This is a genomic window from Acinetobacter guerrae, assembly GCF_009372255.1.
GTDB lineage: Bacteria > Pseudomonadota > Gammaproteobacteria > Pseudomonadales > Moraxellaceae > Acinetobacter > Acinetobacter guerrae.
This window is the reverse complement of the sequence record NZ_LXGN01000004.1, coordinates 144,051-164,619: the sequence shown is the minus strand read 5'-3', so window position 1 is coordinate 164,619 and position 20,569 is coordinate 144,051. Positions and strand designations below refer to the sequence as shown.

General features: G+C 38.0%; 18 protein-coding genes. 10 read left to right on the top strand and 8 right to left on the bottom strand.

Annotated features, from left to right (window positions below; genetic code table 11):
• Positions 1 to 6: 6 nt before the first annotated feature.
• Positions 7 to 762, bottom strand: coding sequence for a helix-turn-helix domain-containing protein (locus A7A69_RS03780; RefSeq protein ID WP_152876334.1), 756 nt, complete (start codon positions 760 to 762; stop codon positions 7 to 9).
• Positions 763 to 943: 181 nt separating this feature from the next.
• Here A7A69_RS03780 and A7A69_RS03775 point away from each other — a divergent pair, with 181 nt between their 5' ends.
• The 5 genes from A7A69_RS03775 (at position 944) to A7A69_RS03755 (ending at position 6,479) form a co-directional block, all read left to right on the top strand.
• Positions 944 to 1,357 carry a GFA family protein gene (locus A7A69_RS03775; RefSeq protein ID WP_152876333.1) on the top strand — a complete coding sequence of 138 codons (414 nt, stop codon included), beginning with the start codon at positions 944 to 946 and terminating at the stop codon, positions 1,355 to 1,357.
• 455 nt (positions 1,358 to 1,812) lie between these two features.
• Positions 1,813 to 2,838: a DUF1852 domain-containing protein gene (locus A7A69_RS03770; RefSeq protein ID WP_152876332.1), complete on the top strand. Its 1,026-nt coding sequence runs from the start codon at positions 1,813 to 1,815 to the stop codon at positions 2,836 to 2,838.
• A gap of 24 nt (positions 2,839 to 2,862) precedes the next feature.
• Positions 2,863 to 3,897, top strand: a complete 1,035-nt coding sequence (locus tag A7A69_RS03765) for a methionine synthase (RefSeq protein ID WP_151980451.1) — start codon at positions 2,863 to 2,865, stop codon at positions 3,895 to 3,897.
• Positions 3,898 to 3,977: 80 nt separating this feature from the next.
• Positions 3,978 to 4,481, top strand: a complete 504-nt coding sequence (locus A7A69_RS03760) for a flavin reductase (RefSeq protein ID WP_120369792.1) — start codon at positions 3,978 to 3,980, stop codon at positions 4,479 to 4,481.
• A 480-nt stretch (positions 4,482 to 4,961) separates the two neighbouring features.
• Positions 4,962 to 6,479 carry an EAL domain-containing protein gene (locus A7A69_RS03755; protein ID WP_152876331.1) on the top strand — a complete coding sequence of 506 codons (1,518 nt, stop codon included), beginning with the start codon at positions 4,962 to 4,964 and terminating at the stop codon, positions 6,477 to 6,479.
• Positions 6,480 to 7,045: 566 nt separating this feature from the next.
• Here the strand turns inward: A7A69_RS03755 and A7A69_RS03750 are convergent.
• The 3 genes from A7A69_RS03750 to A7A69_RS03740 form a co-directional block, all read right to left on the bottom strand.
• Positions 7,046 to 7,378, bottom strand: a complete 333-nt coding sequence (locus tag A7A69_RS03750; RefSeq protein WP_151980449.1) for a HopJ type III effector protein — start codon at positions 7,376 to 7,378, stop codon at positions 7,046 to 7,048.
• A 257-nt stretch (positions 7,379 to 7,635) separates the two neighbouring features.
• The gene (locus tag A7A69_RS03745) at positions 7,636 to 7,884 is read right to left on the bottom strand and encodes a type B 50S ribosomal protein L31 (RefSeq protein WP_152876330.1); all 249 of its coding nucleotides are present in this window, start codon (positions 7,882 to 7,884) and stop codon (positions 7,636 to 7,638) included.
• 98 nt (positions 7,885 to 7,982) lie between these two features.
• A complete protein-coding gene (locus tag A7A69_RS03740; protein WP_152876329.1) occupies positions 7,983 to 9,275 on the bottom strand; it encodes an ABC1 kinase family protein in 1,293 nt (430 codons plus the stop codon).
• A gap of 249 nt (positions 9,276 to 9,524) precedes the next feature.
• Between A7A69_RS03740 and A7A69_RS03735 the strand changes: the two genes are divergently transcribed.
• Together A7A69_RS03735 and A7A69_RS03730 are read left to right on the top strand one after the other, a co-directional pair.
• Positions 9,525 to 10,793 (top strand): SfnB family sulfur acquisition oxidoreductase, encoded by a 1,269-nt coding sequence (locus A7A69_RS03735; RefSeq protein WP_152876328.1) that lies wholly within the window; start codon positions 9,525 to 9,527, stop codon positions 10,791 to 10,793.
• Positions 10,794 to 10,831: 38 nt separating this feature from the next.
• The gene (locus tag A7A69_RS03730) at positions 10,832 to 12,085 is read left to right on the top strand and encodes an acyl-CoA dehydrogenase family protein (RefSeq protein WP_152876327.1); all 1,254 of its coding nucleotides are present in this window, start codon (positions 10,832 to 10,834) and stop codon (positions 12,083 to 12,085) included.
• A gap of 175 nt (positions 12,086 to 12,260) precedes the next feature.
• Here A7A69_RS03730 and A7A69_RS03725 read toward each other — a convergent pair whose 3' ends face one another.
• Together A7A69_RS03725 and A7A69_RS03720 are read right to left on the bottom strand one after the other, a co-directional pair.
• Positions 12,261 to 13,610, bottom strand: coding sequence for an MATE family efflux transporter (locus A7A69_RS03725; RefSeq protein WP_120369785.1), 1,350 nt, complete (start codon positions 13,608 to 13,610; stop codon positions 12,261 to 12,263).
• Positions 13,611 to 13,636: 26 nt separating this feature from the next.
• The gene (locus A7A69_RS03720) at positions 13,637 to 14,098 is read right to left on the bottom strand and encodes a DMT family transporter (protein WP_152876326.1); all 462 of its coding nucleotides are present in this window, start codon (positions 14,096 to 14,098) and stop codon (positions 13,637 to 13,639) included.
• A 120-nt stretch (positions 14,099 to 14,218) separates the two neighbouring features.
• Between A7A69_RS03720 and hemW the strand changes: the two genes are divergently transcribed.
• Positions 14,219 to 15,376: a radical SAM family heme chaperone HemW gene (hemW, locus tag A7A69_RS03715; protein ID WP_152876325.1), complete on the top strand. Its 1,158-nt coding sequence runs from the start codon at positions 14,219 to 14,221 to the stop codon at positions 15,374 to 15,376.
• A gap of 92 nt (positions 15,377 to 15,468) precedes the next feature.
• Here hemW and A7A69_RS03710 read toward each other — a convergent pair whose 3' ends face one another.
• The gene (locus A7A69_RS03710; protein ID WP_152876324.1) at positions 15,469 to 17,937 is read right to left on the bottom strand and encodes a TonB-dependent siderophore receptor; all 2,469 of its coding nucleotides are present in this window, start codon (positions 17,935 to 17,937) and stop codon (positions 15,469 to 15,471) included.
• Positions 17,938 to 18,156: 219 nt separating this feature from the next.
• Here A7A69_RS03710 and A7A69_RS03705 point away from each other — a divergent pair, with 219 nt between their 5' ends.
• Positions 18,157 to 18,675, top strand: a complete 519-nt coding sequence (locus A7A69_RS03705; RefSeq protein WP_152876323.1) for a sigma-70 family RNA polymerase sigma factor — start codon at positions 18,157 to 18,159, stop codon at positions 18,673 to 18,675.
• 27 nt (positions 18,676 to 18,702) lie between these two features.
• Positions 18,703 to 19,686: a FecR family protein gene (locus A7A69_RS03700; RefSeq protein WP_152876322.1), complete on the top strand. Its 984-nt coding sequence runs from the start codon at positions 18,703 to 18,705 to the stop codon at positions 19,684 to 19,686.
• Between the two features lie 42 nt (positions 19,687 to 19,728).
• On the opposite strand, the gene A7A69_RS03695 is transcribed toward A7A69_RS03700, so the two are convergent.
• Positions 19,729 to 20,484 carry an SDR family oxidoreductase gene (locus A7A69_RS03695; RefSeq protein ID WP_152876321.1) on the bottom strand — a complete coding sequence of 252 codons (756 nt, stop codon included), beginning with the start codon at positions 20,482 to 20,484 and terminating at the stop codon, positions 19,729 to 19,731.
• Between the last annotated feature and the right edge of the window lie 85 nt (positions 20,485 to 20,569).

The window sequence follows — 20,569 nt, the reverse complement described above, 5'->3', positions numbered from 1 at the left end:
AATACTTTATTCGGATGGAGAAACTAAGAATTGTATAAATCGGTCATTTTGGTTGAGCTTGAGCTGTTTGGGAGATACGCCAGAGAATCTTTTGATATGTTTGATAAAATGCGATTGATCAGCAAAATGCTGTTCAGGAAATAATTGCCCTTTTTTAATGGGTTCAAAAGATGTCCTAAAGCGTAAAATATCACAATATTTTTTTAATGAAATTCCAAAATTTTCAGTAAAGTAGCGATGAATTTGGCGTTGACTCCAATGGGTCTGTTCTGAAATGTAGGAGACGCTTAAATCACCGTGGGATTGATAAAGTAATTGAAATAATTTTTGTTTTCTCGAATCGATCTGTTGTGGCAAAAGAGAATGTATTTTTTCCGAGGCTTTTTTACAAAATAACTCAAAATCCAGTAAATCTGAGGGGTCAAAATCCCAAAATTTTGCAGGCAGATGTTCTGCATCATTGAGCAAATTAGAAATAGATTTTCCTAGAAGGTATTCCACCGCCAATAACTTAAAACTGATCGCAAAGATTAATGTATTGGCTTGTAAAATAACGGGTTGCGGTTGGGTTTCAAGTCCTGAACATACAATCTGAAAGGGCTGTATCGAAGATTGAGATAAGGTCAAATCCATACGACCATCAGGTAAGACAATGATTTCTTTAGCTTCATCAGAGCCATTATGCAACATCCAAAAACTTTCGACATAATCTGATAAAGCTAGATCAGCTTTAATGAATTTAAATTTTATATCATGATTCATATTGTGATTTATAGTTGATTCATCTATAGCATAAGGTTTGACAGGATCGGATTTTATTGAAAATTTTTTCTCAGTTGAGTTATCTCTTTCTATGATAGCTTAAAATCGAAGTTTTAATCTTTAGTATGGTTTATCATTTTTACTGAATTGAATCTATACATATAAATGCAAGGAATTGATGATGTCACAAGGTACAATTTTGTCTGGAAGCTGTTTATGTCAAGGCATTCGTTATGAGATTTCGGGTAATGGACTGGGCGATATTATTCAGTGCCATTGCCAACGCTGCCGTAAAGCCAATGGCACTGCATATGCCACCAATACGCCTGTGCATGTAAATGATTTTAAAATTGTGCAAGGCGAACATCTGCTAAAAAAATATCATTCTACCCCGACCACGCAGCGTTGTTTCTGTAGTGAATGTGGTTCACCAATTATGAGCATTAAAGCGGATACGCCAGAATTTTATCGGTTGCGGATTGGGACTTTAGATACCAAGATTGAGCAAAAGCCAAGTATGCATATTTTTACTGCGCATAAAGCAGAATGGGATTGTATTCGCGATGATCTGCCACAGTATGCTGAACGACCTTAATTCGATAAAGCCTATATATTTTCTACAACTTATCGAATAGCAGATTTGAATCAGATTTAAATAGATTATGAAAAACGTTCCAGTATGCAAATTGCTGGAACATTTTGACTAAAATTTTAAGTATTTGGGATAAGGGGATTATGCTAATTTTAGTTTGCATATAAATCGTAAAATACAATATTTATAAGTTGGTTAATATTTTGAATTTTATATAAATTTTAAAAATATCTAAAAATGTGAATGTTTAATCGTTCAAATTTTCACATCGTATTTTGTTTTTTTGTGGTTGTTTTCTGGATCGTAATCTTACATCTAGTGAGCGCAACATTGAGCTAAAGCTGTGACCCTATTTATAAAGATGAATTTGGCTCATCTTTTGTTGAAACTAAATCGTTTTTATTCATGTCGTGATTTGGGTATAAATTGCAACATAGAGATTTGGGTAGCAGATTAAAATGAGCCAAGAATTTACATTTGCGATAAAACGCATTCGTTTTGATGAAAATTATCATCCTTCAGACAATACACGTCTTACTACTAATTTTGCGAATTTGGCGAGAGGAGCGAGTCGTCAAGAGAATTTGCGCAATACCTTAAAAATGATCGACAATCGTTTCAACTCATTGGCGCATTGGGATAATCCAAAAGCTGATCGTTATTCTGTAGAACTTGATATCATTTCGGTTGATATTGATGTTGAAGGTAATGGCGAGACTTTCCCGACGATTGAAATCTTAAAAACCAATATTGTTGATCACAAAACGAATCAACGTATTGAAGGCATTGTTGGAAACAACTTTTCGTCTTATGTCAGAGATTACGATTTTAGCGTGTTGCTACTCGAACATAATAAAGATCAAGCTAAATTTAGTACGCCAGAAAACTATGGTGAGCTTCATGGCAAAATTTTTAAATCTTTTGTTAATTCAGATACATTCAAAGATAATTTTACGAAACAACCTGTGATTTGTCTCAGTGTTTCAACCACTAAGACTTATCGTCGTACCATGAATGAACACCCTGTATTAGGGGTGGAATATGAGCAAGATGCATATTCTTTAACTGATGAATATTTTGCAAAAATGGGCTTAAAGGTACGTTACTTTATGCCTAAAAATAGCGTTGCACCATTGGCATTTTATTTCCGTGGAGATTTGCTCAGTGACTACACAGATCTTGAGCTAATTGGCACGATTAGCACGATGGAAACCTTTCAAAAGATTTACCGTCCAGAGATTTACAACGCAAATGCTGCTGCCGGACAAATCTATCAACCGAGTCTGAAACATCAGGATTATTCATTAACCCGAATTGTCTATGACCGAGAAGAACGTAGTCAGTTAGCCGTTAAACAAGGTAAATGGACTGAAGAATATTTCATCAAGCCATATCATACGATTCTTGAGCGATGGGCTGCCAATTACGCTGATACAAGTGACTCAGATAAAAGTGATTCTGAAAAAAACTGCGCTGCCGTTTAACCCTAAGATAGAAGATAATTGATTATGAAACGTTTATTACCGACCTCAACTGCGGGCAGCCTCCCAAAACCGTCTTGGATTGCAGAACCTGAAAAACTCTGGTCACCGTGGAAATTACAAGGGGATGAACTGGCGCAAGGCAAAAAAGATGCGCTGTTGGTTTCCTTACAAGAACAGTTGCATGCAGGGATTGATATTGTCAGCGATGGTGAGCAAACCCGCCAACATTTTGTCACGACTTTCATTGAACATCTTGATGGTGTTGACTTTGAAAAACGTGAAACAGTTCGGATCCGTAATCGTTATGATGCAAGTGTACCTACAGTTGTGGGTGCGGTTTCTCGTCAAAAACCAGTTTTTGTAGAAGATGCCAAGTTTTTACGTCAGCAAACCAATCAACCGATTAAATGGGCGTTACCTGGTCCAATGACCATGATTGATACGCTATATGATGCGCATTATAAAAGTCGTGAAAAACTGGCTTGGGAATTTGCCAAAATTTTAAATCAGGAAGCTTTGGAGTTAGAGGCCGCGGGTGTCGATATTATCCAGTTTGATGAACCTGCATTTAACGTATTTTTTGACGAAGTGAATGATTGGGGTGTTGCCACCTTAGAACGCGCGCTTGAAGGTCTTAAATGTGAAACTGCCGTACATATTTGCTATGGCTATGGTATTAAAGCCAATACTGACTGGAAAAAGACTTTAGGCTCAGAATGGCGTCAATACGAAGAGGCTTTTCCTAAACTGCAACAATCTAAAATCGACATTATCTCACTGGAATGTCACAATTCCCGTGTGCCAATGGATCTGATAGAACTAATTCGCGGTAAAAAAGTCATGGTGGGCGCGATTGATGTGGCGACCAATACTATTGAAACGCCTGAAGAAGTGGCGGATACCTTACGTAAAGCCCTTCAGTTTGTGGATGCAGATAAACTTTATCCATCGACCAACTGCGGCATGACACCTTTATCTCGTGATATTGCGAGAGGCAAATTGCAAGCACTTAGTGCAGGCGCAGAAATCATCCGAAAAGAACTTTCAAGCGGGTCATAATCGGTATTGTTAGATGTAAAGGGTGAGCAGTTTGATCTCAAGATAGGATCAAACTGTCAACTTTTGTGAGGAATAAAATCATGATTGAAGCATCGGACTTTAGAAATGCAATGTCGATGTTAACCAGTGCAGTGAGTGTGGTGACGACGGCAGGTTTGTCGGGTCGTTATGGATTTACTGCATCTGCGGTGTGTAGTGTTACAGATACGCCACCGACATTATTAGTTTGTATGAATAAAACATCGAGTTCTCACGGGCATTTTTTAGAAAATAAAATTTTAACTGTGAATGTTTTAGGCGCACATCATCAGCATATTTCTCAAGCATTTGCATCAAAACTAAGTCCTGAGCAAAGATTTGAACATGGTGTTTGGACAGAGCTAGAAACAGGTGCACCTGTTTTAAAAGATGCTCTGGTAAATTTTGATTGTGAAATTGATCAGGTTCAAGCAGTTGGAACACATACGATTTTTATGTGCCGTATTGTTGCGATTCAACAGAGTCAACATGCACAAAGTTTAGTTTATTTTAATCGTGATTATCATCAGGTGGGGCAACATGTGAAGCAGACTGAAAGCGCATAACACTATTTTCTCATTAAAAATACCATCTGTATTTTTCAGAGAATATTATTTTGGATAGATACAAATTTTTCTTTTAAGTCTCTAAAATGTAAAATTTTGCTTGAATTCATGTCAGTAACTTGCTCAATCGCGTTTATAATTATTAAAATTAGCGCGTTCTATTGTGATGAGCTTTAGAATCACATACTTTGATATAGTAGAAAATTTAAATTGTTTCTAAGATAATCGTTTCGCATAAGTTGTATTGTGTAAATTTTAGAAAATTTTCATAGTGAAGTAAAAATCTACTTATTGGTCATGCTACTTATCGTCTATCGACTTCTTTTCATCATTTGGATTCAACGAAGAGATTACAAATAATGTTTCGTAAGCCTAAGAGTTCCTATCAATGCTGTCATCTGATTATCAGAAAGATGGATGATCAAAATGATATGAATATTAGTGTTAAGAATTCTAGTTCATTTAAATGAAGGGATAGACGTGAAAATATATGGTTTAAAACGTTGGATCCTTTTAGGTGCTGTTATATCTACATTATTATTTTATTTGATTGGTAATATTATAGTTTATAAAAATTCTGCTGTAGATCAACACGAATATTCTACTAAATTATTAAAACAAGCTGATACTGTTACAGATCAAATTGTTTCTTCATTTCATCTAGCTGATCATTTAAAAGTAACATCCTGTAGTAGTGATAATATTCAAAAACTAAGATACATTGTTTCAGGGTCAAGATATGTCGAAGATATTGGTTTTCTAGAAAACGGTGTTATGGTTTGTACTGCTAATCAAGGGTTGCTAAAGGAAAAAGTACAATTACCTCCACCAAATTTTGAAACTCCAAAAAAATATAAATTTTATAGTAATATTAAAAATAGAGTTTTTTCTAAAGACGTCATTGATATTACTCAATCTGGAAATATAGCAGTTATTACATCTGATTCAATTTTTGGTCAATTTTCATATTTTCCACCAAGTTTTAATTATAAATTGGCATCTAGTGATGGTATGCATATATTTCAAGATTCTAAAAATACAATTGAATATTCGAAATTTAAAAGCCTTTTACCTCATAAAATTGTATCGACTAAAATTTGTAGCACAAAGTATTTTTATTGTGTATTTACAAACAAACCTTTTACAGGGATATTTTTTATAAATGATACTCTTTTGGCTGCGCTGACTTTATTTTTTTCTGTTATAGGTGGTCTAGTTTCTTATATTATTTTTTTTAAAAAGCATAAGTCTAAAACGATTGAATATAGATTAATGAGGGCTGTTAAAGATAAAAAACTTTATTTGGAATATCAGCCGATTGTATTGAGTAAAACAAAAGAAATCATTGGTTTCGAAGTGCTTGTTAGATGGAAAGATCATGTTTATGGACAAGTATCACCAGAACTTTTTATAAATATTTCTGAAGAAAATTATTTTTATGACAAAGTAAGTGTTTTCATTATTGATACAGCGCTTCAAGAACTAAAAGATATTTTATCAGAAAATAGGAATTTATATTTATCAATAAATATAAATAATTTTGAGATTAATAATCCTAAATTTATTTCAAAATTATCCCAGCAAGTAAAAAGTCATCATATTTTGACTCGTCAGATAAAACTTGAAATTACAGAAAAAATAAACGAATCTTTTACATGTATTAATTTATTTTCAAAAAAAGCAAAGGAAGAAGGGTTTGTTATTTCACTTGATGATTTTGGAACTGGTGTTTCAAATATTCAGTGGCTTTCAGAAATTGATTTTGATGAAATTAAATTAGATAAATTGTTCATAAATGGATTATTTGATGATAAAAATAAATTATTTTTTATTTCACTACTCAATGCAATATCTAAATTAAACAAAAAAATAGTTTTTGAAGGCGTAGAGTCGGAAGATGAATATAAATATATATATGAACATAATAGTTCTAATCTTATACAAGGTTGGTATTTCTATAAATCATTGCCAGTTGCAGAGATTAAAAAATTATTTTAAAGTGAATATTTGAACTCGAACTGTGAATTTTTCAATATTAACGATATTGATATAACATCTAATCTATAATTTTAACAAACTATGCTTTATAGTGTTTTATATTACTTTTATATTTTAAGTTGTATTTGCCATGTTATTTAATATGTGGTGGCGTTGGATTGAAATATGATACGCATCGTATAACCTGCCATATCAAGTGTACTGGGTTCTCCACTATGGTAGCTTAAGTGAGTGCTAGATGATCGATTCAGTTAAAATTTGAGTTTTCCTCATCTCTCAAGCAGCAAACAACTGAAAATAATATCTAAATCTTATGAAATAATTGAAGCATAAACTTTCATCATTCGCGATGTACGTTTTGGCTTACATCGATTATAGAAAATGACCAATAGTCAGCACCAAGCTAATTTCCTATGATGAAGACATACAGAACAGGATGTTCGAAGACATAAAACAACGATAATCAGTCAATCATCAGGATCGTGAGGGATGACAGGAGTTGACCCTAAAGCGTAAATACGAAAAACCCAGACAGGATGTCTGGGTTTTTTTATGACCAGATTGTTTTATTTGGCTGTTAAAGCCTGATGTTCAAAGCTCACGCCATCCCAGCCATGTTGCATAAACTGACGAATATTTTGATGATCTGTACCTTCTGGTGTCGCAACAACTGCCGCATAATGTTCTGCAAACAGGCTTAGTGTTTGAGCTTGATCAAGACCTTCAATTTTGGCAAAAGAAAATACTTTTGCGCTGCCTTGATTTTCAGTTGCAGCATTATGCTGTTGACCATTTTTAAACGCTGTTGCGGTATGTTCAAAACGCGCTTCGATATGCGCCAATACATCAGCAAATTTGGCTTCACCATGTTGAAGCTGATTCAATAGTTCTTGTACCATGATTTTTCCGTGATTCAATGACATGTCAAAAGTGTAAGCAAGCATAGCATTGAATAGCTAGGTGTCAGTATTCAATTCAAAGAATAAGGGTGAGAAAAAGTGCGAATGAGTTTTTATAAAAAGATGAATAGAACTGTGGATAACTTGATGTTTATACACAAGGTCTAAATTTTGGACAAAAAAAGAAGCCTAAGTGGAGGAGATAGTTGCTTAGGCTTCGAATAGGGTCAGTATAAAAAGAAAAACTTAAGGCGAGATTAACGCTTAAAACGTGAAAAACGTTTATTAAAGCTTGCGACACGACCTTCATTGCTAGCCTGACGTACCTCACCTGTATAAAACGGATGTGATGCACTAGAAATATCCAAAGTGATATATGGATAAGTTTTGCCTTCATATTCACGTGTTTGTTTCGTTTGTATAGTGCTACCAATCACAAAGTAGGCATCTGCATTGGTGTCATGAAAAAGCACTTCTTTATATTCTGGATGTATACCGTTACGCATGGGAAACTCTCCAATTGATTTATATTGATATGTTATAATGTTTCATTTAATAAGTCAAATATTACACCAAATCATCATTAAAAGATAAATTTCCAGTGTCAATGAGGAACTAATTCTTCAAATAAATCATTCAGATTATCATCAACTTTTAAATGAATCAGATTCCAGTAATGTCCTGAAATGGTTCGATTAACCATAAGTGTATCTGGAGATGGCTTAAATACATCCCAGTATTTTAAAGATTTTTTGACAAGAGCAACGCCGTCATGATGGGCAGAATTTTGAGCAAAATCATACTGAGTGGTGAGTGGGCGTAACAAGACTTCAAGCCATTGCTGATAGAGATCTTCAGGAAATAAGCCTTTGGCTGAAAGCGCATGTAAGGCATCCAGATGAGTTTCAATTGCATCAATATCTTGTTGACGGGCAGCTTGTACCAAATCTTTAAAATGTTCAATCACCTCGGTACTTAATGTTTTTACGCCGCCAAAATCATAGATAATCACACTGCCATCTTTACGAAAAGCAAAGTTTCCTGGATGTGGATCGCAATGAAAGCGTTTTAAATAGAAAATCTCTTGACCCAAAGCCTGAATCAGACGACGACCAATTTCATTACGAATCTCAATAGGCCATGTACTTGCTGTTTCAATCGATTCCCCACGCTCCAGACTTAAAGTTAAAATCCGACGTGAAGAATATTGTTTATAAACGATTGGGATAATAATTTTATCGTCCAGTTGTTCATGGAAGGTTTTAAAAACTTCTAGGTTTTGTGCTTCAATTTCGTAGTTAAGTTCAGCAGAAAGACTGTCCTGAATTTCAGCAAATAATTGATCTTGCAATTTTTTATCAATTTTAATGACACCCATGAGGCGTAAAGCCAAACGAACCTGCTTCAAGTCACTTTCACAGGCTTCATCCACACCAGGATATTGCACTTTAACCACAACCTCTTGTCCATTGGGTAGAACTGCACGATGTACTTGACCAATAGATGCGGCGGCAAAAGGCGCTTGTTCAAAAGATTGAAAGATGGTGAGTAAAGGTTGACCTAATTCTTTTTCGACTTGTTGCTGAATGGCGCTAAAAGGTACAGCAGGTGCTTGTCGCTGGAGTTTGGCAATAGCATTGGCAACTTCAGGCGGGAAAATATCTTTATATTGCGAGGCGATTTGTCCAACTTTCATCACTGCGCCTTTCATTTCGCCTAAAGTATCTGCAATTTGAATACCGATGTCCTGAAAAAGTTTGGTTTTTGCCGCAAGTTTTTGTTCGTCGTCTGCGGTTAAATTTCGAATCGAGCTTGAGACTGTTTTGGTAGCAATACTGGCAGTCATTCCCGCAAGTTTCATGAAGCGTCGACCTGGAGAACTTGTATTTTTAGCCATCTCTATTTTACCTTTTACCCAAGCTGGATTTAGTCTTGATCATAGGCGACAAAGTCCAAATTGCCTACTTCAAATTGTTAACAAGCCTTAGAATTAAGTCTAAAAACAAACGCTTGAATATATTTCATTTTTTTTGCAAAGTATTTCAAAAATCAATTCATAAACAATGCGTTAATCTCTATAACAGCTTCATTTTTTTGGTGCTATGTTGGTTTACATAGTCCAATAACAATGACGAGATTTTCCATTATGAGTCAACTTAGTAGTGCTGTTAATTCCCATAATATTCATGCTCATCGAGCAAATTCTGTACCTTTACAGGTGTTTGAACAGTCAGAAAATGCCCATGTGATTCAAACAGATGCTGAAGCGATTCAGGTTGCTAAACAATTGGCAAGTGAGTTTGCAAAAGAAGCATCTTTACGTGATAAAGAACGTCGTTTACCACTGAATGAAATTCAGCAATATTCTCAAAGTGGCTTGTGGGCCATTACCATTCCTAAAGCGTTTGGTGGCGCCCAAGTTAAATATCGTACTTTGGCAGAAGTCGTCAAAACCATTTCCAGTGTTGATTCGTCACTTGGACAATTACCACAAAATCATTGGGCATTTTTAGAGCATTTACGTCTGGACGCGAGTTTGGAACAACAGCGTTTCTTTTTCGATCTGGTTCTAAAAGGTATTCGATTTGGCAATGCTTTTTCAGAAAAAGGTAGCAAAACGGTTGCAGACTTAACCACGACCATTCATAAAACCGCAACAGGTTATGAAGTGAATGGGCAAAAATTCTTTGCGACAGGCGCATTACTAGCGCACTGGATTCCAATTGTTGCAATTAATGAGTCAGGACAACCTTATGCAGCTTTGGTGCCTCGTGAAACAGAAGGTGTACAGATCATTAATGACTGGTCTGGGTTTGGGCAACGCACCACTGCCAGTGGCACAGTTGAACTGAAAAAAGTAGCGGTGCGTGAGGAATATGTGGTGCCGATTCATCAGGCATTTGACCGACCAACCGCAGCAGGAGCAATTTCGCAGTTCATACAGGCGGCTGTAGATGCAGGCATTGCGCGTGGTGCAATTGAAGAAACAATCCAATACGTTAAAAAATATAGTCGTCCGTGGATCGATTCTGGTCTGGAACGAGCAACGGATGATCCTTATACCATTGCCAGTATTGGCGCTTTAAAAATTAAACTCCGTGCAGCAGAAGCGGTATTGGATCTGGCAGCCGACCAAATTGATCTGGCGATAGATGAACCCACAGAAGAACATGTTTCTCAGGCGACTTTGCTGGTTGCAGAAGCAAAAGTGTTGACGACTGAAGTGGCTATTTTGGCTGCCAATAAACTCTTTGAGCTATCGGGGACGCGCTCGACTTTGTCTGAGTTAAATCTGGATCGACATTGGCGAAATGCACGTACCCATACGCTGCATGATCCTGTGCGCTGGAAATATCATATTGTCGGAAATTATTACTTAAATGGTGTAAAACCTCCACGTCATCCGTGGAGCTAAGGATACCCACATCATAAAAACATCAAGAGGATAACGAGATGAGTCAGTTTGAACAAATTAAAGATCAACTTTCTTTGGGTGCCGATTATGAGTTGGTTGCTGCGAAATATCGGTCTATTTTTAAAAAAATCCAAGCAGGCGCATTGGAACGTGAACAGCGTCGTCAGTTGCCTTATGAACAAATTCAATGGTTAAAACAAGCAGGTTTCGGTGCATTACGTGTTCCTGTCGCCTATGGCGGGGCAGGTGTGTCGTTACCTCAGTTATTTCAACTATTGACTGAATTAGCTCAAGCCGATTCCAATATCGTACAGGCATTACGTGGACACTTTGCTTTTGTGGAAGATCGTCTCGTTGCGCATCGTACGCAGCTACAAAATGATTGGTTTGAACGTTTTGTGTCGGGAGATATTGTGGGGAATGCGTGGACAGAAGTGGGTTCTGTTCAGATTGGTGATGTAAATACGAGAATTACGCAAGATGAAGCGACAGGCAAGTTAGTGGTCAATGGAGAAAAGTATTACTCAACAGGCAGTATTTTTGCGGATTGGGTCGACTTATTTGCCTATGATGAAGTCAGTCAGCAGCATGTAATTGCAGCCATCGATCGCCATGCTTCAGGTGTTCAGGTTGATGATGATTGGGATGGTTTTGGTCAAAAAACCACAGGAAGTGGAACTTTACGACTAGAACAAGTTGAATTGCCCGCTGTGCATATTATTCCTTTTGATCAGCGTTTTAAATATCAAACCGCTTTTTATCAGGTAGTGCATTTGGCAACATTGTCTGGGATTGCTCAGGCTGCGGTTGAAACCTTTAGTGAGGAAGTTCGTGAGCGTAAACGTATTTTTAGTCATGCCAATACTGATCTGGCACGACACGATCCACAAGTACTTCAAGTGATTGGAAAAGCATCTGCACAGGCTTATGCCAGTGAAGCAATTACGCAAGCTACAGCCGAAGCATTACAACGGGCTTATCTCAGTCATTTTGCCGAATCTGATGAGAAAGAACGTCTGGCCAACATTGATGCTGAATTGGAGTCTGCACAAGGACAAGTGGTGATTGCTGATTTAGTTCTAGAGCTTACGACTAAATTGTTTAACGCGCTCAGTGCCTCTGCGAGTAGTACAGCCAAGCAACTCGATCGTTTTTGGCGTAATGCACGGACTGTATCTTCACATAATCCATTAATTTATAAAGAAAAAGTCATTGGTGACTGGGTCGTAAATCAGACAGAACTTCCTTTTGTTTGGCAAATTGGCGCAAGTCCAAAAGCAAAATCTACTTGATTAAACAATTTAGAAATGTAGAACGAAATAAGCCAATCGATTGAGATTGGCTTATTTCATTTGAATCACTTTAACCTGAGCTGGTCATAAATCAGGGTAAAATATTTTTTGAATCAAACAGTCGTAGATGATGTTTGTGTATGTCCAATTGTATCGAACTCAGATTGTTTTAAAATTATAGCTGTGCTGCCAGTTTGCGATTATTACGATATAACCGAGCTAGAAGTAGGATACAGGCAATGGTTAGACCAATAATCAAACCGAGCCAAACACCAGCAGGCCCCATCTTTGCAACCCGTGCCAGATAAATCCCGACAGGAAATGCGATGACCCAATAAGCAATTAAAGTAATCCACATTGGGCCTTTGGTGTCTTGCATACCCCGCAAACAACCTGCTGCACCCACTTGCCATGCATCCATCAATTGATAAGCCATTGCAAACAATAATAGATATAAAGCGACATTAAATACGGCAGGATCTTGGGTATAAATCGCAATAATTTGCGGACGGGCAAACCAAATTAAACTCATGGTACAAATCGCAAAAAAAGTCGCAGTTGCTAAGCCCAGTTTTTGTACATGACGCATGGCCACCCAGTTTTTTTCTCCATAATACATACCGACTCGAATGGTCAGTGCAATTGCGAGTGACATTGGGATCATAAATAACTGAGACGTGACTGACATCGCGATTTGATGTGCGGCAACTAGCGTATCGCCGAGTGGACTTAAAACAATCGCACCTGTACTAAAAATACTGACTTCAAAAAAAACAGCGAGTCCAATAGGAAACCCCAATTTTAAAATACGTTTCACAATGACAGGATTGATTTTTTCCCAATGTGAAAATACTTGGGTTGATCGATAAGCTTTGGCGCGATAAATATAATTGGCTAAGGTGATCAACATGAGCCACTGTAGGGTTGCTGTTGCAAAACCACAGCCTGCACTACCCAAATGTGGAATAGGGCCAATGCCATACATAAACAGATAATTGAGCGGAACCAACACCACGAGCGCCAATAGGCTAATTACAGTTACAGGGCGCGGATAACCTAAAGCTTCTGAATAACCACGCAAAGCCGCATACATGGTTACAGCAGGCATACCAAAACCAATCGCGTGTAAAAATAATCCCGCTTTGGGTTGTAAGCTTTCTGGTACACCAAGTATGGGTAATAAAAATGGCATGATCTGTAAAATCAGCATTGCGATGATGCCTAGAATAAACGCGACCCATAAAGACTGCCTGACAATGACTGGAATATTTTCAGGTGTTCTCGCGCCTTTGGCTTCTGCAACCAGTGGGGTTGTCGCAATCATGATTGCGCTAAATAGCAGCATGATAGGCATCCATAAACCGACACCGACTGCAATTGCTGCTAAATCGTTGGCAGACAAATGTCCTGCCATAATCGTATCGATAAGACCTAATCCTGCTTGTGCAAATTGTGTGATCAGAATTGGCCACATTAAGTGAAACAGTTGTTTTAATTCAAAGCGGAATCCCGCGACATTTGACACAAAAAATACTCATCTATAAAAGAAAATTATCGTTGTAAGGTCAATATAACCCCAACGAAAATGACGATCGCCCCAAGTAGGCGTTGCCAGTTGACAGGCATTTTCTCTGTCCCAAGCCAACCAAAATGATCTAGCAATAATGACATTGCCAGTTGGCCAAAAATAATCAATCCAGATAATGTGAGAAAACCCAATTTGGGAGCAGTATAAATGCTCAGGCTAATCGCATAAACCCCTAAAAAACCACCAAGCCACAAAAACCACGGGATTTGGCTGAGTTGTTGCAATGAAGGTTTAGGCTGATTTTGTAATAAAACCATCAACGCCAATAAAATTGTACCGACTAGAAAAGATAAAAAAGCGGCCTGCAAAGGTGAATGTAGATAACTACGCAACTGCGTGTTTAATGCCGTTTGTATCGCCATAGCAACACCAATGCCTAAAGCCAAGGGCAAAAAGAACAAAAGTTGTGAGCCTATTTTTAGCATTGTTTTTCCATGTCATTCTTCTTCATTTCACTTCAGTCTAAAGCAATTCAATCTGTATGCGCACAACGAATTGCGGTAGTCATGTTAAACTAATGCAGTTGTATTGCCTGAGCGTTGTTCTTGACTGGTTTACTTGATCCTACCCAAATTCCACTTTCTTTATATATTCATATGCCGTGGTGTGTGCGTAAATGTCCTTACTGTGACTTCAATTCGCATGCTGTACCCAACGGTGCATTGTCGCTGGAACTTGAGCAACAATATTTAAATGCATTGGTGGCCGATTTTCAGACACAGCTTGATTTTGCTCAGGGACGTAAAATTCACAGTGTGTTCATCGGCGGGGGAACGCCTTCGCTGATTTCGGCACAAGGTTATCAATGGTTATTTATACAATTACGATCTTTGCTTGAGTTTGAACAAGGCTGTGAAATTACCTTAGAAGCTAATCCGGGAACAGTGGAACATGATCCTTTTGCCGATTATTTAAAATCTGGGATTAATCGCTTGTCAATTGGGGTACAAAGTTTCAATCAGGAACATCTACAGCGATTAGGGCGTATTCATAGTTCAGCCAATGCAATTGAGGCGATTAAACTCGCAAAACAGGCAGGTTTTGAACGTATTAATGTCGATTTAATGCATGGATTACCTGAACAAACTTTAGAGCAGGCATTATTTGATTTAAAGCTTGCAACTGAACATGGCGCAACGCATATCAGTTGGTATCAACTCACGATTGAACCGAATACGGTGTTTTTCAGAACACAACCTGTCTTGCCACAGGATGAAACCCTTGAACAGATTCAATTACAAGGTGAGCAATATTTAAAAGCACAGGGTTTCATAAATTATGAAGTTTCGGCATGGCGTAAAGAGCGACCCTCTGCCCATAATTTAAATTATTGGCAGTTTGGCGATTATCTGGCGATCGGGGCGGGAGCGCATGGCAAAGTTACCCAAGCAGATGGGATTTATCGTTTTCAGAAAACCCGTTTACCTAAAGATTATCTCGCTAAAGTACCTGCTGAACATGGCCAATGGAAACGGATTGAGGCAGATGAATTGCCATTTGAATTTATGATGAATGCTTTACGTCTAAATGAGGGTGTGCCAGTCTATTTTTATGAACAGCGTACAGGTTTATCTCTGTCTGAAATAGAACCTGCCCTAAATGGTTTGCGTCAGAAAAAATTACTTGTTGCTGATTCTGAACGTATTGCCTGTACGGAACAGGGCCATTTGTTTTTAAATTCGGTACTTGATGCTTTTTTGTAATCTTGCAATAAAAAAACACAGATCCTGAAAATAAAGAGCGCCCCAAAATCAGTGTAATTCATTCTGATTTGGGGCGCGCTCATTTTGATCACTTAGAATTTATAGGTGAATGTTGCGGTAAAGTTTCTTGGATCGCCATAGACGTTATAAACGCTTTGTTTATATTCTTTATCAAATAGATTGGTCAAATTGATACGAACGTCCATATCTTTATTAATTTGATATTTTGCCATCGCATTCACCAGTGCATACGATTTTTGTCGATCTTCCTGTAGCTGCAAAGGTTTTAGATTAGCAACTTGACTGTATATTTCACTTTGCCAATTCACACCAGCACCGACAGTAAATTGATTAATTTTATAACTGGTAAATAATTTGAATAATTGTTTAGGAATTTCTGCTGCATTTAAGCGAATACCATTATTGTCTTTGGCATCCGTATAAGTATAGCCTGCCTGAATATTCCAGTTTGGTAAGATTTCACCTGCAACGGTTAATTCCCAGCCTTTGGTTTTAGTGTCATTGGCTTGGACATAATAAGTCGAGCCATCTGCTTGAGTACCACCAACAACCGAGGTATCCATTTTCGACATAAAATAAGCAAGACTGGTGTTCAGTAGACCATCGTAAAATTCAGATTTTAAACCAAATTCAGAGGTATTTCCTTCTTCTGGATCGAGGTAATTATTGTCAATATCTTTACGTGATGATGGGTTGAAAATTGAAGTGTAACTGGCATACGCAGATAAATAGTGATTAATGTCGTAGATTAAACCTGCATAAGGTGTGAACACACCATTTTCTTTTTGTTTGTTCTCTGGACCATTGTCACGCTCCCAATAACTCAAACGGCTACCTAAAACTAATTTTAGCGGGTCAAGCAGTTGCAGATTTGCTGCGCCAAAAATACCCAGTTGTTTCGAGTCAACATCAGTTGCCAAGTCTTTGGATGGAATATCTCCGTAACTAATCGGTTGTCCATTCCAGTTTGAAATGGATGCAACGCCATTACGAGCCAGTTTAAATAAGTTTTTATCTGTGAGGGTGTAACCATTTACACCAAATGAAAGCGTATGTTCATGGTCGAATGCTGTAAATTTCCCTGTTGTATACAAGTCTAAAGAATGGACTTTAGGGGCAGTGTAAATACGACCGTAGACAATAGACATTCGATCCTTGTCTGGATCAAAGAAAGTCGAACCTGCAACACCCACCACACGATCCATTTCCGAGTCAGAGTAGCTATAATTCGCAACACTTTTCCAGTTGTCATTAAACTGGTGTTCGACACCCGCCAGTATATTTAGACGTTCCGTATCTGAATAGGCGAAATCTGTTGCAGGATTATCCTTTCGGTCAAAGATGGTTTGTACTGAATTAATCACGCCAGTCTGGGTTCTGGTATAAAAAGGAAATCCTTGTGCTGTTGCGTCATTTGCACGTGTTTTTTCATAAGTTAACGCACTGGTTAGTACCGTTTTATCGCTGACATCATAATCCAATGCACCATATATAAGTTTGTCGGAAAAATCATAGCGATCTTGCCAGTTGTCCCCCTCCTGAGCGGACATGACCATTCTTCCTTTAAGATCACCTGTTTGATCCAGTGGGCCTGATACGTCCACTGTGCTGCTATAATTGCTCCACAAACCTGCTGAAACTTGAACAGAGCCTTTTAGATCATCAGTTGGTCTTTTTCGAACTAAATTAATACTGGCGGCTGGATTTCCTGAGCCAGTGGTTAATCCTGTTGAACCACGAATGACTTCAATTTTTTCATAGATTGCTGAATTTTCTAATGCGGCAATGTCTTTGCCATAAGTTGCCCCATAAGAAGTGGGAATACCATCGCGTAAATAATTGGAAATGGAAAAACCACGAGCACTAAAGGTACGATAGCCTGCGGCGCGTTGTCCTTGTTTGAAGGCTGAAATACCTGGTGTTTGATCCATGACATCTTCAAGCGAAGTCAGATGTTGGTCTTCTATCTGCTGACTGGTAATGACTGAAATAGATTGAGGTGTTTCTTTCTGGGACAGATTGAGCTTGGTTGCACTGGTAGATTTACGCGACGTATAAGTTGGATTGTCTGCTGTAACTGTTATCAGTGGAAGTTGTGCAGAGTTAGAGGTCTGACCTTGCTGGGTTGCAGTTGAATTAATCGACTGTAACTGACCAACTTCACGCGGCTGTGTTTTAGAATTAATGATGCCCCATGTCCCATCCTGACGTTTCACTAAAGTTAAGCCAGTTCCTTTCAATAATTGGGTAATACCCTGTTCAAATGTATATTGACCATTTAAGCCTTGTGTCTTTTTACCTGTGACCAATGTTGGATCATAAGACAGCTCTGTACCTGTTAGACCTGCAAACTGAGCCAAAGCCTGATCAAGCGTACCCGCATGGATTTGAATGGACTGAGTCTTGGTGGGCGATGCTTTGGCCTCTGCTGCTAATGTAATTGTTCCCACTCCGCTAAGCAAAGTCCCTAACATGATAGATTTTATGGCAATACTTAATCTTTTTTTGAGTCTCAAAGGTGTTAAAGATTCAACGTGCATAATTTGTTCCCCGCACAAGAATGGTATGTAATTAAAAATAATGATTCCGTTATAGAGTTATCACCTGAGAATCGAAAACAGCTCATAGATTCGTTATTTATTTTTTTATTTTGATTAACTTTATGAAATTTATAGTTTTAAAAATTATAAATATTAAGTTATTTACAAAACATCACATAGTATCGATAATTATTATTATTTTCTCTTTGGTTTAGCAAGATGCTTTCCGATCAGATTTTGACAAAACAGCAGGTTAATCAGCATATTGATGGTTTATATCGTGAACATAAATCATGGTTATATGCTTGGCTGTGTAAAAAAATGAGTAATCACTGTGATGCAGCCGATTTGACTCAGGATACTTTTGTCAAAATTATGAGCCGTTACGCTGATTATTATTACTATGAACCACGGGCGTTACTCACCACCATTGCCAAAAGCTTGATGTTTAATTTGTATCGACGCAAAAAAATTGAACAAGCCTATTTGAGTGTTTTGGCAGAACAACAACTTGAATACAGCATCAGCCTTGAAGAACATCTTTTAGTCATTGAAACCCTGTGTGAGCTATGTGATTTGATTGAGGATTTACCAGATCGACAAAAAAAGGTATTAATACTCGCACAATTAGAAGGCTTGAGTTATGCGCAAATTGCACAACAACTTGATATTTCAATTTCAACGATTAAGCGTGATTTGACCCATGCCATGGCAGCTTGCTTTATGGCGATGGAATAATGCCAGTTTTAATATTTTGGCTGCTATATGAATATCCCTTTAAAGACTAAAATAGATCGTGCTAGACAGCGTGCCTATCGTGAAGCTGCTGAATGGTATATGCAGATGCAGGAGCAGGCTTTGGATGCAAAGCAAAAAACATGCTTTGATCAATGGCTAGCTGCTGACGTATTGCATCAAGAGGTCTGGGCAAATGTCATCATGTTTGATGAAAAATTGGGTCGAGTTCCCAAGACGGTCATGGCTCAAACCATGCAACACATGCAGCCAAAACAGCATTATGCAACTAAATTTAGCCTCATTCTTTTTGCAATATGTGTTGCGCTTTATGCTGTTCAGGGAATTCGTCAGCAAGATTATTTACCCGAAATGTTTAGTTTTGACCCTGTTGATATTTATAAAACACAAATCGGGGAACAACAACAACTGAGTTTGGCAGATGGCAGCCAACTTTGGTTAAATAGTAATAGCAAGATTCGGGTAAAATACAATACCAAGCAGCGTCGTATTGAATTAGCACGCGGTGAAATTTATATCGAAACACATAAGGACAGTCAGCAACGTCCATTTACGGTACATACGGCAGATGGCGATTTATTGGCACTTGGAACGGTATTTAATGTGCGGCATTTACCCACTCAGACCGAGTTAATTGTAAAACAGGGCATAGTACGCACTCAACCACAACAGTCTCAATACTATCGCGATGTTCCTGCTCAGCACACAATAAGATTCGATGAAAAGCAAATTTATATCGATGCCTACAGTGATCTGCCATTGCTTTGGCGACAACAATTACTGGTTGTGCATAGTATGCATTTAGAGCAATTTATAACAGAATTGTCACGCTACCATCAAAGTGAGATTAATCTTGATCCGAGTTTAGAGAAAATACAGGTTTCTGGTGCATACTCCACGCAGGATTTAGCCAGAACGCTGAATATGTTGAAATCTACTTATCATCTTCATGTTATTCAGTCAGGCCCAGACCGCTTTGATCTAGAGCCTTAAATAAAAATATTGGGGATCGGCGTCCCCAACATGAGCAGGGACTTAACGCGTCGTGTAGCCGCCGTTGGCAAAAATCGTTTGACCTGTAATCCACCAGCCCTCTGTCACCAAAAAACGTACTAAAGGCTCGATATCTTCAATTTTGGTAAGCCCGCCAAGTGCAGAAGCCGATTTATGATAAGCCACTGCTTCAGGTGCTTCCTGACCATAAAAAAATGGGGTATCCATCGGGCCAGGTGCTACCGCAGTCACCGAAATACCGCGTTCACCAAATTCTTTTGATGCAGCACGAGTATAGTGTTCAACAGGTGCTTTTAATCCTTCATAAGTCGAATAAAGACCTGTGTACGCGGCTAACAAGGACGTCACAATGGTACAAATTTTACCGCCATCATTCAGGTGACGACCTGCTGATTGAATAAAGAAATAAGCAATTTTTGAGTTGATGTCACTCATCGAATCAAATTCGTCTTCTGTGGTGTCAACTATTGGCTTTTTAAGAACACGACCTACTGTATTAATGGCAATATCAATCCCACCAAAATGTTGCTTGGTTTTGACAAAAAGCTCTTCAATGCGATCGATCGAGCTGAGATCTGCTTGTAATAAAATGGCGTCTGCACCTAGGGCTTTCACCTCAGCCAATGTTTTTTCTGCATCAGCTTGAGTCGATGGACTATTGTAGTGAATAGCTAATTTTGCACCTTGTTTAGCAAACTGATGAGAAATCAGTCCACCTAAATTTTTTGCACCGCCAGTAATTAAAACAACTTTATCGTTTAAGGTTTGTGCCGCCATGATTTTTTCCTTTCAACAGATCTATTTTTGAATATGTATGAGTCTAGATTTGAATCATGTAAGCATCAATTATGCTAATTTAGTT

Excerpts from the sequence above, each read along its gene's own strand:
- A7A69_RS03780 (WP_152876334.1), bottom strand. The coding sequence starts at position 762 with ATGAATCATGATATAAAATTTAAATTCATTAAAGCTGATCTAGCTTTA.
- A7A69_RS03775 (WP_152876333.1), top strand. The coding sequence starts at position 944 with ATGTCACAAGGTACAATTTTGTCTGGAAGCTGTTTATGTCAAGGCATT.
- A7A69_RS03770 (WP_152876332.1), top strand. The coding sequence starts at position 1,813 with ATGAGCCAAGAATTTACATTTGCGATAAAACGCATTCGTTTTGATGAA.
- A7A69_RS03765 (WP_151980451.1), top strand. The coding sequence starts at position 2,863 with ATGAAACGTTTATTACCGACCTCAACTGCGGGCAGCCTCCCAAAACCG.
- A7A69_RS03760 (WP_120369792.1), top strand. The coding sequence starts at position 3,978 with ATGATTGAAGCATCGGACTTTAGAAATGCAATGTCGATGTTAACCAGT.
- A7A69_RS03750 (WP_151980449.1), bottom strand. The coding sequence starts at position 7,378 with ATGGTACAAGAACTATTGAATCAGCTTCAACATGGTGAAGCCAAATTT.
- A7A69_RS03745 (WP_152876330.1), bottom strand. The coding sequence starts at position 7,884 with ATGCGTAACGGTATACATCCAGAATATAAAGAAGTGCTTTTTCATGAC.
- A7A69_RS03740 (WP_152876329.1), bottom strand. The coding sequence starts at position 9,275 with ATGGCTAAAAATACAAGTTCTCCAGGTCGACGCTTCATGAAACTTGCG.
- A7A69_RS03735 (WP_152876328.1), top strand. The coding sequence starts at position 9,525 with ATGAGTCAACTTAGTAGTGCTGTTAATTCCCATAATATTCATGCTCAT.
- A7A69_RS03730 (WP_152876327.1), top strand. The coding sequence starts at position 10,832 with ATGAGTCAGTTTGAACAAATTAAAGATCAACTTTCTTTGGGTGCCGAT.
- A7A69_RS03720 (WP_152876326.1), bottom strand. The coding sequence starts at position 14,098 with ATGCTAAAAATAGGCTCACAACTTTTGTTCTTTTTGCCCTTGGCTTTA.
- A7A69_RS03710 (WP_152876324.1), bottom strand. The coding sequence starts at position 17,937 with ATGCACGTTGAATCTTTAACACCTTTGAGACTCAAAAAAAGATTAAGT.
- A7A69_RS03705 (WP_152876323.1), top strand. The coding sequence starts at position 18,157 with ATGCTTTCCGATCAGATTTTGACAAAACAGCAGGTTAATCAGCATATT.
- A7A69_RS03700 (WP_152876322.1), top strand. The coding sequence starts at position 18,703 with ATGAATATCCCTTTAAAGACTAAAATAGATCGTGCTAGACAGCGTGCC.
- A7A69_RS03695 (WP_152876321.1), bottom strand. The coding sequence starts at position 20,484 with ATGGCGGCACAAACCTTAAACGATAAAGTTGTTTTAATTACTGGCGGT.